This is a genomic window from Micromonospora sp. DT41 (assembly GCF_049841715.1).
Classification (GTDB): domain Bacteria; phylum Actinomycetota; class Actinomycetes; order Mycobacteriales; family Micromonosporaceae; genus Micromonospora; species Micromonospora profundi.
On sequence record NZ_JBNCKU010000006.1, the window covers coordinates 69,184 to 82,816 of the forward strand.

At 69.2% G+C, this 13,633-nt stretch carries 17 protein-coding genes and 1 pseudogene; 7 read left to right on the top strand and 11 right to left on the bottom strand.

The genetic code is table 11. The features are described from left to right. The first annotated feature begins 42 nt into the window (after positions 1–42). Complete coding sequence (locus ACLQ23_RS13230) at positions 43–732, top strand: metal-dependent transcriptional regulator (RefSeq protein ID WP_053657472.1); 690 nt, start codon at positions 43–45, stop codon at positions 730–732. Between the two features lie 50 nt (positions 733–782). Here the strand turns inward: ACLQ23_RS13230 and ACLQ23_RS13235 are convergent, their stop codons facing one another. The 6 genes from ACLQ23_RS13235 to ACLQ23_RS13260 form a co-directional block, all read right to left on the bottom strand. Then, a complete protein-coding gene (locus tag ACLQ23_RS13235) occupies positions 783–1,331 on the bottom strand; it encodes a hypothetical protein (RefSeq protein WP_355598314.1) in 549 nt (182 codons plus the stop codon). Positions 1,332–1,430: 99 nt separating this feature from the next. Further along, on the bottom strand, positions 1,431–1,685 hold the full coding sequence (locus tag ACLQ23_RS13240; RefSeq protein ID WP_355598312.1) for a DUF5522 domain-containing protein: 255 nt from the start codon (positions 1,683–1,685) through the stop codon (positions 1,431–1,433). Between the two features lie 71 nt (positions 1,686–1,756). Beyond that, on the bottom strand, positions 1,757–2,692 hold the full coding sequence (locus ACLQ23_RS13245) for a DUF2332 domain-containing protein (RefSeq protein WP_355598310.1): 936 nt from the start codon (positions 2,690–2,692) through the stop codon (positions 1,757–1,759). Positions 2,693–2,741: 49 nt separating this feature from the next. Continuing rightward, on the bottom strand, positions 2,742–2,966 hold the full coding sequence (locus ACLQ23_RS13250; RefSeq protein WP_355628459.1) for a hypothetical protein: 225 nt from the start codon (positions 2,964–2,966) through the stop codon (positions 2,742–2,744). Positions 2,967–3,129: 163 nt separating this feature from the next. Further along, positions 3,130–3,873: an SDR family NAD(P)-dependent oxidoreductase gene (locus ACLQ23_RS13255; protein WP_355598306.1), complete on the bottom strand. Its 744-nt coding sequence runs from the start codon at positions 3,871–3,873 to the stop codon at positions 3,130–3,132. Between the two features lie 168 nt (positions 3,874–4,041). After that, a complete protein-coding gene (locus ACLQ23_RS13260; RefSeq protein ID WP_425880702.1) occupies positions 4,042–4,947 on the bottom strand; it encodes an oxidoreductase in 906 nt (301 codons plus the stop codon). Between the two features lie 129 nt (positions 4,948–5,076). Between ACLQ23_RS13260 and ACLQ23_RS13265 the strand changes: the two genes are divergently transcribed. Continuing rightward, complete coding sequence (locus ACLQ23_RS13265; protein WP_425735625.1) at positions 5,077–5,949, top strand: helix-turn-helix transcriptional regulator; 873 nt, start codon at positions 5,077–5,079, stop codon at positions 5,947–5,949. 33 nt (positions 5,950–5,982) lie between these two features. On the opposite strand, the gene ACLQ23_RS13270 is transcribed toward ACLQ23_RS13265, so the two are convergent. Continuing rightward, entirely contained in the window at positions 5,983–6,906 is a 924-nt protein-coding gene (locus ACLQ23_RS13270) for an AEC family transporter (RefSeq protein ID WP_355598300.1), read from the bottom strand. Between the two features lie 176 nt (positions 6,907–7,082). On the opposite strand from ACLQ23_RS13270, the gene ACLQ23_RS13275 reads away from it, so the two are divergent. Continuing rightward, positions 7,083–7,550: a hypothetical protein gene (locus ACLQ23_RS13275; protein ID WP_355598298.1), complete on the top strand. Its 468-nt coding sequence runs from the start codon at positions 7,083–7,085 to the stop codon at positions 7,548–7,550. A gap of 57 nt (positions 7,551–7,607) precedes the next feature. Here ACLQ23_RS13275 and ACLQ23_RS13280 read toward each other — a convergent pair whose 3' ends face one another. Beyond that, positions 7,608–8,555, bottom strand: a complete 948-nt coding sequence (locus tag ACLQ23_RS13280) for a helix-turn-helix domain-containing protein (protein ID WP_425880740.1) — start codon at positions 8,553–8,555, stop codon at positions 7,608–7,610. A 7-nt stretch (positions 8,556–8,562) separates the two neighbouring features. Between ACLQ23_RS13280 and ACLQ23_RS13285 the strand changes: the two genes are divergently transcribed. Beyond that, positions 8,563–9,735, top strand: coding sequence for a saccharopine dehydrogenase family protein (locus tag ACLQ23_RS13285; protein WP_425880703.1), 1,173 nt, complete (start codon positions 8,563–8,565; stop codon positions 9,733–9,735). 24 nt (positions 9,736–9,759) lie between these two features. Here ACLQ23_RS13285 and ACLQ23_RS13290 read toward each other — a convergent pair whose 3' ends face one another. Beyond that, the gene (locus tag ACLQ23_RS13290) at positions 9,760–10,395 is read right to left on the bottom strand and encodes a DUF4291 domain-containing protein (protein WP_053657530.1); all 636 of its coding nucleotides are present in this window, start codon (positions 10,393–10,395) and stop codon (positions 9,760–9,762) included. 61 nt (positions 10,396–10,456) lie between these two features. Then, positions 10,457–10,660 (bottom strand): annotated as a pseudogene (locus ACLQ23_RS13295) (orotate phosphoribosyltransferase); the annotation flags it as partial. Between the two features lie 92 nt (positions 10,661–10,752). Between ACLQ23_RS13295 and ACLQ23_RS13300 the strand changes: the two are divergent. From ACLQ23_RS13300 to ACLQ23_RS13310, 3 genes are all read left to right on the top strand, one after another. Then, entirely contained in the window at positions 10,753–11,109 is a 357-nt protein-coding gene (locus tag ACLQ23_RS13300; RefSeq protein ID WP_053657496.1) for a nitroreductase/quinone reductase family protein, read from the top strand. A 282-nt stretch (positions 11,110–11,391) separates the two neighbouring features. Beyond that, complete coding sequence (locus ACLQ23_RS13305) at positions 11,392–11,601, top strand: hypothetical protein (RefSeq protein ID WP_082377561.1); 210 nt, start codon at positions 11,392–11,394, stop codon at positions 11,599–11,601. 295 nt (positions 11,602–11,896) lie between these two features. Next, positions 11,897–12,703, top strand: coding sequence for an LLM class flavin-dependent oxidoreductase (locus ACLQ23_RS13310; RefSeq protein ID WP_053657499.1), 807 nt, complete (start codon positions 11,897–11,899; stop codon positions 12,701–12,703). 234 nt (positions 12,704–12,937) lie between these two features. Here ACLQ23_RS13310 and ACLQ23_RS13315 read toward each other — a convergent pair whose 3' ends face one another. Next, entirely contained in the window at positions 12,938–13,618 is a 681-nt protein-coding gene (locus ACLQ23_RS13315) for a hypothetical protein (protein ID WP_053657501.1), read from the bottom strand. Between the last annotated feature and the right edge of the window lie 15 nt (positions 13,619–13,633).

The window sequence follows — 13,633 nt, forward strand, 5'->3', positions numbered from 1 at the left end:
GAACAGCGAGGTACCATCGTGCACCGGAGGGCCGCTGCCGCTATGAAGTCTCACGACCTGGTCGACACGACCGAAATGTACCTGCGCACCATCCTCGAGTTGGAGGAGGAGGGCGTGCCGCCGCTGCGCGCGCGCATCGCCGAGCGCCTACGGCAGAGCGGCCCCACAGTGAGCCAGACCGTCGCCCGGATGGAGCGCGACGGCCTGCTCACCGTCGAAGGCGACCGGCAACTGACCCTCACGGCGCTCGGCCGGGGCACCGCCGTCTCCGTGATGCGCAAGCACCGCCTCGCCGAGTTGCTGCTGGTGAACGTCATCGGGATGCCCTACGAGGAGGCCCACGAGGAGGCCTGCCGTTGGGAGCACGTGATGAGCGACGCCGTCGAGAAGCGGGTGTACGACCTGCTCAACCGGCCGACCCGCTCCCCCTACGGCAACCCGATCCCGGGTCTGGAGGCGCTGGGCTCCCCCGAGACCCAGGCCACCGAGGCCGGCGAGGGTGAGCGCAACCTGGCATTCCCCGGTCTCACCGGGCCGGTGGTCGTGCGCCGGATCTGCGAGAGCGTGCAGACCGACTCCGACGTGCTGCGCCAGTTGCACGCCGCCGGTGTCGACCCGGGTGCGACTGTGACGGTGGCTCAGGAGCGTGACGGGGTGTCGATCGACAGGTCCGGCGACCGCGTCCGGCTGCCGCGCGAGGTCGCCTCGCGGGTCTTCGTCGCCGCCGGCTGACCTGCTGCTCGGCTGACCTGCCGCTGCTCGCTGCCCGTCCGGCCTGGGCGTCACAGGGCCCGGGTGTCCACCTTCTTGGCCAGCGCGATCAGCTCCCCGGCGACCTTCTCGGCCGCCGCGCGCTCGGTGCCGCGGGCGCTGGTCCAGGTCAGAGTCGCCAACCGGCCGTCGGTGGCCAGCCAGCCGACCTCGACTGCCGGGCCGTGGCCGCTCGCGGCGGCGACGGTACGCCGGTACGCCTGCTGACCCAGCCCGGTGACCTTCGTGGTCTTGGTGGGCACCACGTCCGCGCCGAACGTGGTCTTGTCGACCGACGTCTCGGACACGCTCAGCATCAACTCCGGCAGCGGCGCGTCCCCGGCCCGCACCACGCAGGTGTGCGTGTCACCTCGTTCGCTGGCCGCCGCCACGTCGAAGCGCACCTTCACCAGTTGCTCGATGAGCGCGAAGTCCAGCAACCGGCAGGCTCCGCCCGAGGACGCCGCCGCCACGTCCACAGCGATCGGCACCGGCGGCGGGACCGCCACCGGCTCGGCGTCGGCGGCACAGCCACTCACCAGCAGTCCGGCCAGCCCGGCGACCATGATCCGCCCGCGCACGCTCCACCCTCTCGCCGACCGACGGCGGTAGGCGCCCGTCGGGTGTCCGTCGGACACCGTACGGGGTGTCCGGGTTCGGCGGAAGTCCTCGTTTCGCCGTTATCCGCAGTGTGGATCGTCCACGTACGGGCAGTGTCGGCAGCCGCGTCCACAGCAGGTGCCGCGCCGGGCCAGGAATTCGGCGCTGAGCACGAACAGCCCGCTCGCCGGGTCGAGGTAGCCGGCCTCACCGCTGGCCAGCGCGGCGGCGTGCGCGGCGAGGATCTGCTCCCGGTCGGGATGCCCGAGCGGCAGCCGCGACGGGTGCGGTTCGGTGAGCGGCCGGTCGGCCAGGGGTCGTCGCTCTCCGCTCACCGCAGCAGTCTAGGCAGCGACGAGGAGCGCGGTGCTGGTGGCGGCACGCCCCGACCGGTCTGTGTGCGGCGTCAGCCGAACCACGTCATCGCCTGACCGTGGCCCCGCGTCCAGGCCAGCGGCGTGCCGTCCAGGGCGAGGACGTTGTGCAGCCCCTCCCCCGACGGTGTCGGCAGCCCGTCGTACGGCAGCACCTCCGGCGCCTCGTTGGCGACCCAGTGACCGGGCAGGTCACGGACCAGCCGGACGAACGCCTCCCGGCGCGGCACGGGCACCTGGTAGAGCACCGAGGTGTGGAAGACCACAAGCGTCGCGTCGACAGGCGCCCGCGCGGCAAGCGCCGGCAGATCGTCCACCAGGTCGCCACGGACCAGCAGCGGCGGATCGGCAGCGGCGACCGCCGCAGCAGCTTGCAGCCGCGACCGCCGGTGCGCGTGCTCCGGCCAGATCAGCGCGTCCAACCAGGACACGTCGTCGGGGTCGGTCACGTCGAGGGGGTTGAGGTCCAGGCCAGCCCGCCACACCACATCGGGTACGCGTGCCGGCGGCACCAACCCGCTGGCCGCGCACTCCAGTACGGGCTCGCCGGAGCCGACCCGCTGCTCGCCATAGCGGTATGCGTACCGGTCGGGATAGAGGCAGAGTCCAGCGGACGCGCCGACCTCCAGCAGCGCGAGCGGCTGCGGCAGCGCGGCGAGCACCGGCAGTAGCACAGCGCATCGACCGGCCTCGTTCGTCTGGGTGGCCCGGACGCGCATCTGCGCCTCGATGACCGGCCAGTTCGCCACCGCGTAGTCGTGGAACGCCGCCGGGTCCTCGACCGGGCCGCCGAGCCATCGGACGACGCCGAACAGCAGGTTCGGTTGCCGCTTGGCCGGGGGCAGCCCGTCGAGCAGCGCGAGCACCTCGTGGTCGCGGGACACCGCCAGGGACAGCCGCTCGTACGCGGGCGAGACCCCTCGTACCTCCCGGGTGGCGAATCTGGCGTACGCCTCGGCGGTCGTCATGCAGTGATCGTCGCAGCCTCGCGGTCGGACCGCTTCGAGGGCGCCCGGGTCAGCGTCGATCTTCGGTGAAGGCGGCACGCGGGTCGATGGCCTGACCTCGTGCGTACTCCTCGCCGAAGGCCGCTGGGCCCAGCGCCTCGATCGCGGCGTCGGCGTACGTGAGGGCGGCACGCGCTGTTGCCCGCTCGGCGTACCAGCCCTTCGGAGTCGCCGCGCAGAGGACTTCGAGTGCGTCGAACTGCGCCGCCGCCACCCGCTCAGCAATCTCGTTCACGTCTGCATCTCTCATGTCTTTCGGGACCAGCGGCGAACGAGCGTACCTCCTGCCGAAGACCGGCCAACCGGACCACCGTGACCTGCGGATATGTCCGGACAAGCCAGTCGGTGATCAGGTCAGCCAGCCCGGCCGGTGGACGATGCGGCGGTGAGCCGATGAATCAGATGGTGAAGCCGCCGTCGACGTTGACCGTCGCACCGGTGATGTAACGCCCGTCGGGGCTGGCGAGGAACGCCACCGCTGCGGCCACGTCGGCTGGCACCGCATAGTGGCCGAGGGCGGTGAACCCGTTGATCGTGTCGGCATCAGGGCCGTCGGCCGGATTCAGTTCGGTGTCCGTGGCCCCTGGATTCACGAGGTTTACAGTGATAGCTCTGCTACCGAGTTCGCGTCCGAGCGCCTTGGTGAGGCCGATCAGAGCGGTCTTACTCGTTGCGTACAACGAGAAGCCCGGGAAAACCGCCCGCTCCGCCACGTTGCTTCCGATGTTGATGATCCGCCCACCGGCCGACATGTGGCGCACTGCGGCCTGCGACGCCACGAACGGTGCCCGGACATTGACAGCGACAGTCTGATCGAACTCTTCCAGGTTCAGTTGCTCCAGCGGTCCGAGTAGGAACGCGCCGGCATTGTTGACCAGGATGTCCAACCGACCCAGCTCACCGGCAACCTGGTCCACTGCGGCAACCACTGCTGCCGGATCGGCACTGTCGGCCTGCACGGCGATCGCCCGCCGACCCCCAGCCTTGATCTTGTCCACCACATCGTTGGCGCGTTGCTGGTTCTGCTGGAACGTCAGCGCCACATCGGCGCCCTCCTCGGCCAAGCGCAAAGCGACTGCAGCGCCGATACCACGACCACCACCCGTAACGAGGGCTACCTTGCCATCAAGTGCCATGTTCATGACACAAAGTCTGGTCGGCGAAAGCCGAGCCGTCTGGCGGTGATCGGACGCCGCGTTCGCGAACCGGCTGACGTCGCCGACGAGTCGGGCCGTGCCGGAAGGGCCGAGGCCCGGCGGCTGATCGCGACGCTGCGGATTGCCGTCGACCGCCGGCGACAGCGCCGTAGGTCAGAGGTAGCTGACGCCGGTCAGTTCCTCGGCCGCCGCCCACAGCCGCTTGCCGACAGCCGGATCGGCGGCCTCACGGCTGAGCCGGGCCTCGGTGACCCTGCCCCGCGTCTCCCCGAGCAGGGCTGGGCCGAAGAACTGGCCACCCCGCACACCGGGTTCGGTCGCGGCACGCAACTGCGGCAGCGCGCCCTGCTCCACCGGCTGGGTTGCCAACAGCCCGGCCCGCGCGATCAGCCGCCCGAACCGGCCACGGTGTTCCCAGGCACGCGGAGTCAGGTTGGTACGGGTGAGACCGGGGTGGGCCAGCGCGCTGACGATCGGCGATCCGGCGGCGCGCAGGCGGCGGTCCAGTTCGATGCCGAAGATCGTGCTGGCGAGCTTGGACCGCCCGTAGGCGGTGGATGCCCGGTAGTTCCGTTCGAACATCAGGTCATCGAAGTCCAGGTGCGCGTTCTTGTGGGTGATCGAGCTGAGACTGACCACACGGGCTTCCCGCGCCGCGGCCAGGTTGCCGAGCAGCAGGCCGGTCAGTGCGAAGTGGCCAAGCATGTTGGTGGCGAGCTGCAGCTCGAATCCGTCGGCGGAGGTGCGGCGCGGGCCGAGCAGGACCACCCCGGCGTTGTTTACCAGCAGGTCGATCGCCGGGTGGTCGCCGGCCAGCTTCGCCGCGAAGGCCCGCACGGAGGCGAGGGATGCCAGGTCAAGCTCGCGCACCTCGATGTCGCCGCCGATCCGGCGGGCGGCCTCCTCGCCTGCGGAGGTGTCGCGAACGGCGAGCACGACGTGGGCGCCGTGGCTGGCCAGTTCGGTGGCGGTGACCAGGCCGAGGCCTGAGTTCGCGCCGGTCACGACGGCGACCCGACCGCGCTGGTCGGGGATGCGGTCGGCGGTCCATCCGGTCATCTGCTGCTCCTGGGGTGTCGGTGCGTTGGCCACCGACGGTAGGAGCGTTCCGGGCCGGTTCGGTCGTACTCGTTTGCCTAGGTCTGCGGGACCTACCTTCGGCGGTCCGGTCCGCTGCACACTTGCGGCATGACCCGCCTTCATCCGTACGCTCGCGAGCTCGGGGACTTCCTACGCGCTCGGCGTAGCCGGCTGCGTCCACACGAGGTCGGCCTGGAGCCGGGCGGCCGGCGCAAGGTCACCGGGCTGCGGCGCGAGGAGTTGGCCCTGCTGGCCGGGCTGAGCACCGACTACTACCAGCGGATCGAGCAGGGCCGGGAGGTACGCCCGTCCGACGACGTCCTGGACGCGCTTGCCGGCGCGCTCGGCCTCGACGACAAGGAACGCCGGCACCTGTTCACCCTGGCCCACGCCGCCCGCCGGTCGATGCCCACCCGGGTGAACCGCGACCCGGAGCGGGTGCCGGAGGGCACACGGCGTCTGCTGCGGGTGCTGGACACCCCTGCTGTCGTACTCGGTCGGCATCTCGATCTGCTCGACTGGAACCCGATGGCGCAGGCGCTGCTCGGCGACCCGGACGCCTACCCGACCGACCGGCTCAACATGCTCCTGTTGCTGTTCGACGACACGCTGACCGGAGAGCGGAGCTGTCCGGACTGGGAGCAGCAGGCTCTGGACTACATCGGCATGATGCGGGCCGCCGTCGCCACCGACCCCACCCACCCACGCGCCACCGCGATCGTCGGCGAGCTGAGTATCCGCAGCGCCCAGTTCCGGCGGCTGTGGGCCCAGCACGACGTACGCGAATCGGTAAGCGGCACCAAGACCTTCCGGGTTCCCGAGGTAGGCGACATCGTCCTGGACTGGGACACGTATCCCCTGCCGGGAAATCCCGGCCCCGTCATGCTCGTCTTCACCGCTGAGCCGGGCAGCGCCCACGCGGACCGGCTGCAACTCTTGGCGTCGTTGCACGCCACCCGCTCGGCACTCGCCAGCGGATGATGCCGAGCTGATCAATGACTGACGGGCGGGTCACTACCCGAGCAACGCCGCTGCGGCGGCCAGGGTGACCAGCGACATCGTCGTGGTCAGCACCACCGCCCGGCTGGCCACCGCCTCGCCGACGCCGTACTCCTGGCTGTAGATGAACGTGTTCTGCGCTGTCGGCAGGCCCGCGCACACCACCACGGCGAGCAACTGCGGCCCGGACAGGTGCAAGGCAAGCCCGGCCGCGTACGCGATGACCGGTTGTGCGACGAGCTTCAGCGCGGTGATCACGGCCAGCTCTGCCGGCCGGGCCGGCTCTGCCCGCGACGGCGCCGTGGGTTGCAGCGACGCGCCGAGCGCGACAAGGGCGGCCGGAGCCGCAGCGCCCGACAGCAGGGTGAGCGGCGCGGCGGCCGCCGACGGCAGATGCAGGCCGGCAGCCGAGCACACGACACCGAGCAGCGACGCCAGGATCACCGGGTTGCGTACCGGCAAGGAGGCGATACGGCGGACCCGTACCCGCCCGGCCGGATCGGTGTGCCTGTCCAGTGCGACCAGGATGACGGGCGTCACCACAAGCACCTGCAGCAGCACCACCTCCGCCAGGAACGACACGGTGCCGAGAACCTGCGTTGCGATCGGGATGCCGAGGTTCGCCGAGTTCACGTACCCGGCGGCCATGCCCCAGATCGGCTGTTCGCCGGTCCTGCGACCAAACAGCCAGCTCGCGACGACCCACCCGAACCCGACGACCGCGGCAGTGCTCAGCCCGAAGGCGAGCAGCGATCGGCTGGCGAACCCGGAAAGCGGCATTCGGGACAGGGCCAGGAACAGGGCGGCCGGCATCGCGAGGTGGAACACGAACCGGCCGAGCACCGACGCCGCCGCCTCGCCCAGCAGGCCCCAACGGCAGGCCGCGTAGCCGACAGCGGTGAGGATCCAGATCGGCGCGAACGCCGACACCAGGCTCATACGGGCGTCACCGGCGGGCGTCGCGCCGGCTCAGGGAATGGCAGGCGTACGAGTCGGGTAGCACGAGCTCAGCCTCGCATCCCGTCCGACCGCGCAAACATCCCGCCCATCGCACGGACCTGTCCGGAACCACAGCCTGCCTCGCCGAAGGCCGATCATCAGGCATCATGGGCGCCGTGAGCGACGGATACATCCGCCTGATTCCGACCGACCTGCGCTGGCAGCCGACTCCCGAGGCTGCCGCCGCAGCCAGGGCCTACGTCACAGGACTTTTCTCGGGGCCGGGCGATGACGTCGAGCATGTCGAATATGAGTTCTACGAACACGTCACGCTCATCGACGCCGGCGAGAACACCAACCGTGTCACATGTCCGCGCTGTGCCGGCGACATCGACCTGGAGTGGCTCTTCGACCTGATCGAGGAGAACGGGGAGAGCTTCGATGAGCTGGACGTGACGGTTCCCTGCTGCGCGGCGACGGTTCCGCTGAACGCTCTTCACTATGACTGGCCAGTCGGCTTCGCCCGCTTCGAAGTGAGCGCCATGAACCCGACGCGCGCCAGATACGAGCTTGATGCACAGGAACTCGCCGAGGTGTCCGCCGTTCTCGGTCATCCCGTGGCGCAGGTCCTTGCGCACTACTGACCTCAGGGGCGTCAAGAGCGACCGGTGCTGTTTATCGCCGGTCGTCCGGGCCGGTCATCAGCCGTGGCCGCCGGTGAGTTCCACGCCGTCGAAACTTCGGCCTCTACGCCCGAATGTCTGGCGGTAGGTGTCCGGTGGCACGCCGACGGTGCGGTGAAAGTGGCGGCGCAGAGTGGTCGCGGTGCCCATGCCGGCCGCTGAGGCGATGGCGTCGACGCTGTCGTTTGTGCTCTCCAGCAGTTCCTGTGCTCGGCGGATCCGTTGCGTCAGCAACCACTGCAGCGGGGTGGTGCCGGTGACCGACCGGAACTGCCGGGTCAGATGGCGCGAGCTCATGTTCGACTGGCGGGCCAGATCCTCCACCGTGAGTGGCTGATCCAGTCGCCGCATCACCCAGGGGAGCAGGTCGGCCAGGGCATGCTCGTCCTGGGCCGGCACGGGGGTCGTGACGAACTGGGCCTGGCCGCCTGCTCGATGCGGCGGCACGACCAGGCGGCGGGCTGCGATATTGGCGACCGCTGAGCCGTAGTCGCGTCGGACCAGATGCAGGCACAGGTCCATCGCCGCGGCCTTGCCTGCCGAGGTGAGGACACTGCCGTTGTGGACGTAGAGCACATCCGGGTCGACCGTCACCTGGGGATAGCGCGCGGCGAGAGTGTCGGTGTGCGCCCAGTGGGTGGTCGCGCGCAGCCCATCCAGCAGACCGGCGGCGGCGAGCACGAACACGCCAGTGCACAGGGACACCACCCGCGCACCGAGCTTGTGGGCCGCGCGTACCGCCTCGACCAGCTCGGCCGGCGGGTCCTGGACGATGTCCGCCAGGCCCGGGACGATCACGGTGCCGGCGTCTGCCAGACGGTCCAGCCCGCAGTCCGGCTCCAGCAGGAACCGGCCGAGCCGGACGCTACGTGTGCCGCACACCTGGACGTCGTACCAGGGGCCGGGCACTGCGTCCGGCCGAGTGCCGAAGACCTCGTAGGCCAGCGCCAGCTCGAAATGCAGCATCCCCTCGGTGGCGGCAACCGCGACGGAACGCGGGGAGAGAGTCACGTCCGAAATTGTACGGGTCATGTCGTTCCAGACACTGGCCGGCTTCAATCAGCCAAGGAACGATCTTCAGCAGCAGACGACTTCACACAGGCAGGGGCACGCCATGGCAACGGGTCGAAACATCGCGGTCTACGGCGCGTACGGACACACTGGCCGTTTCGTAGCCGCCGAGCTGCGCGAACGCGGCTACACCCCGCTACTGCTCGGCCGGAACCACGACAAACTGCAGGCCCTGGCGCAAGCCTTCCCGGGCTCACCACAGCGGTACGCGACGGTCGACAGCCCGACCCTGCTCGATCGAGCGCTCGACGGCGCGGACGCGGTGATCAACACAGCCGGGCCGTTCGCCACCACTGCGGGCCCCGTCATCGAGGCGGCACTGCGCGCCGGCATCCCCTACGTCGACGTGGCAGCCGAGATCGAAGCGAACGTCGACACGTTCACGGACTTCGCGCAGCGCGCCCACGCCGCCCGCATCGCGGTGCTGCCGGCGATGGCCTTCTTCGGCGGCCTCGGCGACCTGCTGGTCACCACCGCGATGGGCGACTGGACGTCGGCGGACGAAGCACACATCGCCTATGGTCTGAGCAGCTGGCACCCCACCGGCGGCACGCTGGCCGCCGGCGCGGTCTCGTCGCAGCGACGCGGCGGCCGTCGTGTCCGCTACGCCAACGCACAGCTGCAGTACCACGACGACACGCCGTCGACAGTGGACTGGCCCTTCCCGGCGCCGCTCGGCCCCCGAAGCGTCATCAGCGAGTTCACAATGGCCGACGTCGTCACCATCCCCAGCCATCTGGCCATCCCGCAGGTGCGCACCTACATGACCACCGAAGCAGCCTCAGACCTGCTGTCTGGAGATCCCACGGCCCCACGCGCGGTCGACGACCGCGGGCGCTCCGCACAGACCTTCATCGTCGACGTCCTCGTCCGCTCCGGCGGCACGCAACGCCGCCTGAGCGCCACCGGTCAGGACATCTACGCAGTCAGTGCACCACTCGCCGTGGAGGCGGTCGACCGCATTCTCACCGGTCGCACCCGGACCACCGGCGTCGCCTCCGCCGGCGCGATATTCGACGCTCCTGACTTCCTCGACGCCCTGTCCGCCCACCTCACCGTCCACACGCCGGCCTAGACCTCGGCGGGTAGGTAAACGCCATCACTGTGCGTGCTGCTCGGGCACTTTTCGGGTGGTGTCAGGGCTGGCGTCGAGACCGGCAGCGATCTGATCCGGCAGCGGGTAGACCTGCTCGACAGGCAGTTGAGCTGTCGCCGCCTGTTCGTCGCCGCCGCGCAGGAGGTTCCGGATCTGGTGCACCCTGGGGGTGATGTCGGTGATGGCAACAACCCAGTCGTCGACGTACCGGTCGACGGCCTCGCGGGACAACCCAACCTGCAATGACCGGTACGGCAACGCCGTCAGTTGCAGTGACCGTTCCGGATCCCACTGCACTCGTACGGGGCTGGTCTTCAGTTGCCGCGACCAGGTTGCCCTGTCCCCGTGCAGGTCTTTGTCGTAGTGACTCAGGCTGGCTCGTGCCAGGGCCCACTCGAATCCCTCCCGCGTGATGTCGATGGACAGCACGCGCTCTTGCCCTGGCTTGGTGGCCCAGCCGCAGCGATACATCATCCACAGGAACGAGGGCTTGATCCACGTCATCCGGTCCCGCTTGAAGGGGGCCACGAAACGGCCGGCCGCCACCGCCGGCAGCGCTATCTGTGGGGGATACGCCTGGTACACGGTGATGGTGTCGGCCGAGTAGCGGGCGCGGATCTGGCGGGCGGGAACGGACATCATCTGATCATCACCGATCGTGCGGCTGTCAGGCCAGCAGGGAGGATTCCAGGTCGCGACGTATGCCACCCATCTCCATCCCCGCAAGCGCGTCACACTCGGGCAGCAGGGCGACCATCGCCTCGGCCACCTCGCGCAGCAGACCGGGCTGCGCCTCGAACAGGTACTTGTCGAAGTACTCGTCGCTGGTCTGACCGGAGCGCAGGCGGAACGACCCGGTCAGGTGGCACGTTTCGTAGACGCGACGCGCAAGGGGAGAAGTCACGCGGCGAGCCTCGCATCTCCCCTGGCCGGCTACCAACCGCCTCTTGCCCACGGCCTTGACCTGAAGCCCACTCAAGGTCCGAGCATGTGCACATGACGGTGACGGACGAGACACGACAGGCTCTGGAGCGGCAGCGCACTGTGGACATCACCACGACCGGGCGGCGGAGCGGTCAGCCGAGAAGGATGGAGATATGGCGCTATCAGGCCAGCGGCCGCTACTGGCTCACGGGGAGCCCGGGAGCACGTGACTGGTACGCCAATGTGCTCACGCATCCCAAGTTCACGCTGCATCTGGCCGGCCTGGATGTGCAGGTGCGAGGGCGTCCCGTGACCGACCCGGACGAGCGGGCACTCGTGCTCGGCGAGATCGTCCCGACCCTGGACTGGGCCGGAAGCTTGGAAAGCTGGATCGCCGGAAGCCCTCTGGTGGAGATCGAATTCGACTGACACCGCCCGACTTCACGGACATGCGCGAGGCGCCAGGAGTAGGAGGCGTGCCGTGCACTCGGGGTGGCGCAAGAGCCTTCAGTGGCGGCAACGGTGCCCACGTCGAGGTCGGATGCGTTCACCGACCTGACAAGGATTCATAGCGACGGGCCGCGCCGGTCAAGCCCTGCGGTTCGATCACCGCCCTGGAAACGTCCAGCTGAGACTGGCGACGGCCGTCCTCCTCGTTGCTGTCGCCGTTCCAGTGCGGCTGGCAGCCCAGCGCGCACCTACGATCAGGCTGTGAAGCGACCACGCTTGTACGGGCCTGGCGAGTTGGCTGGCCTGTTCAACGTGTCGAGGCAGCGGGTACTGCATATCACCCGCCGACCCGGCTTCCCTGAGCCGATGGCCCGCCTGATCGGAACGACTATCTGGGACGCGGACGAGGTGGACGAGTGGGCTAAGCACAATCGCCCACCACGCCCAACCGAGGGCGACGAAGACGGCTGATCCGGTGGCACCTATCGGCACGCCACGCCGGACTGGTTCCGCCAGTGACGTTCGGTTACCAGCCAGCCAGAACCGGGTGTAGGGCACATCCGCTTCTGCCGATGAGAGTGAGGGAATCTCCGCTTACATGGCGTCTGGCCGTAGCTGAGCAACGCGCGAAGCTGGCAAGATTCGGAGCGTTCGCAGGAGCGTGTCGACGATCCCGGCTGCACCGATGATTTCCGGGGGGATCCGCGGCCCATACCTTGACCGCGGGCGCAGATGATCTCGCCCGACCACAGAGGGGATTCCAGGCATGACGAGACCGCTTCGCTTCGGGGTCGTTGCCCCGCTCAGTACTGACCTGCCGACGTGGCTGGCCCAGGTGCGCCGCATCGACGACAGCGGCTACTCGACGTTGCTGATGCCGGATTTCCCGCTGCTGCAACCGGCGCCGGGTCCCACGTTGGCCACCGCCGCGGCCCTGACCGACTTGCGAGTGGGCACATGGGTGTACGCCTCCCCGCTACGCCCGGCCTGGCTGACGGCGTGGGAGGCGCATTCGCTGTCGCAGCTCACCGACGGACGCTTCGAGCTGGGCATCGGCACCGGCCGGCCAGGAATCGATGACGAGCTCCGCGACAAGGGAATGCCGGCCGTCCCGCCGCACGAGCGGCTGGCCCGGATACGCGAGACCGTCCGGAGGCTGCAAGATTTCGACGGCCCCGACCGGCACACGCCGGTGGCGATGGCCGTCCGCGGTCCGAAGGCTCGGGCGCTGGCGGCCGAGGTCGCCGACACGGTCACCTTCGTGCAGGCGCCAGATGAGTCCCGGGCCGAGGTCACGCGGCTGGCACGCGACCTGCGCGCCGTCCGCGACGTCGAGCTCGCGAATGCCGTGTCGGTCATCGGCGACCGGGTCGCGCCGTACATGGCGCCTCCCGACACCGACACTGCCGCCGCTCGCGCGGCGGACTCGTTGGTCACGCTTCCGGAGGATCCGGCGGCCGCCGCCGAGGAGATTCAGCGGCGACGGGAAGAGATCGGCTTCTCTTACTTCGTCATCGGCGCCGACTTCGCCGACACGTTCGCTCCAGTCGTGGCCAAGCTAGGCGGACGGTAGTTCGCCGCCGAGGAATGACGACGGCGAACACGCCGGTCCGGAGAGCCGACACCTAAGGAAGGCGACACCATCGTCACGGTCCTCAACGCTCTGCCGGAAGCGAGCTTCCACTATGAAACCCGTCGGTAAGGTGAGCAACATCCGCTCATGCCGCGATCCGCGTGACCTGGCTGACCGGCCGGATACGGTGAGCGACCAGCATGCAGCCGAGGCGATCCGGGTCTGCGCCTGGTGTCACGTCGCCCCGATCGGATATCTCATCGCGGCGATGTCCGTGTGGAGCCCGAAAACGGTTGCCTTCGGGTTCAAAGCTTGCACGACTGCGTCAGTAAGCGGACGGTGCGCGACGACGTGCTCGACCACCGCCGGGTCGACCTCGATCTCGTAGTAGTCCTCGGCGAACGTGACGTACCGATCGACGATGTCGTCGAGCAGGATCTCGAGCAGATCAGAGCCGTCCGGGGCGTTGCTGTCGTACGGTCCGCGAAGCGCGGGGAACGTGATGGCTTCGCCGGCGTGCCACCGGTCGTCACCGGAGAGCCGCCACAGGACAGCGGTGGCGACGAACTGGCCTTCCTCGTCGCCGAACGCTGGTTCCTCGATCTGCGGACGGAACACCGCCGGGAGACCGTCGAGCAGTCCGGGCCACAGCTCGTGGTCCGGATCGCGATAGGGCGTCATCGCCGACTCATGGTCGAACACGCGGATGAAGGCGCCATCGGCGGTGAACACCACTGTCCACTCGTCGCCGCTGCCGTTGCTCATCAGTGCCGCCTCGTCGTCACCCCAAGATCGGGTGTAGGCGTAGTAGGGCTCGCCCTCGTCGACGATGCACTCCAGCACGGCGAGTGCCTTGCAGCGGTCCCGCAGCACGTCGATGGAGGGCAGCCTGGCAGCGATGTCGTACACGGTCACTCGCTGAACCTACGC

What these genes read in the sequence shown, in the direction of transcription:
- ACLQ23_RS13265 (WP_425735625.1), top strand. Translation starts at nt 5,077, where the DNA reads ATGACCCGCCTTCATCCGTACGCTCGCGAGCTCGGGGACTTCCTACGC.
- ACLQ23_RS13255 (WP_355598306.1), bottom strand. Translation starts at nt 3,873, where the DNA reads ATGAACATGGCACTTGATGGCAAGGTAGCCCTCGTTACGGGTGGTGGT.
- ACLQ23_RS13280 (WP_425880740.1), bottom strand. Translation starts at nt 8,555, where the DNA reads ATGCTGCATTTCGAGCTGGCGCTGGCCTACGAGGTCTTCGGCACTCGG.
- ACLQ23_RS13310 (WP_053657499.1), top strand. Translation starts at nt 11,897, where the DNA reads ATGACGAGACCGCTTCGCTTCGGGGTCGTTGCCCCGCTCAGTACTGAC.
- ACLQ23_RS13245 (WP_355598310.1), bottom strand. Translation starts at nt 2,692, where the DNA reads ATGACGACCGCCGAGGCGTACGCCAGATTCGCCACCCGGGAGGTACGA.
- ACLQ23_RS13270 (WP_355598300.1), bottom strand. Translation starts at nt 6,906, where the DNA reads ATGAGCCTGGTGTCGGCGTTCGCGCCGATCTGGATCCTCACCGCTGTC.
- ACLQ23_RS13260 (WP_425880702.1), bottom strand. Translation starts at nt 4,947, where the DNA reads ATGACCGGATGGACCGCCGACCGCATCCCCGACCAGCGCGGTCGGGTC.
- ACLQ23_RS13300 (WP_053657496.1), top strand. Translation starts at nt 10,753, where the DNA reads ATGACGGTGACGGACGAGACACGACAGGCTCTGGAGCGGCAGCGCACT.
- ACLQ23_RS13290 (WP_053657530.1), bottom strand. Translation starts at nt 10,395, where the DNA reads ATGTCCGTTCCCGCCCGCCAGATCCGCGCCCGCTACTCGGCCGACACC.
- ACLQ23_RS13230 (WP_053657472.1), top strand. Translation starts at nt 43, where the DNA reads ATGAAGTCTCACGACCTGGTCGACACGACCGAAATGTACCTGCGCACC.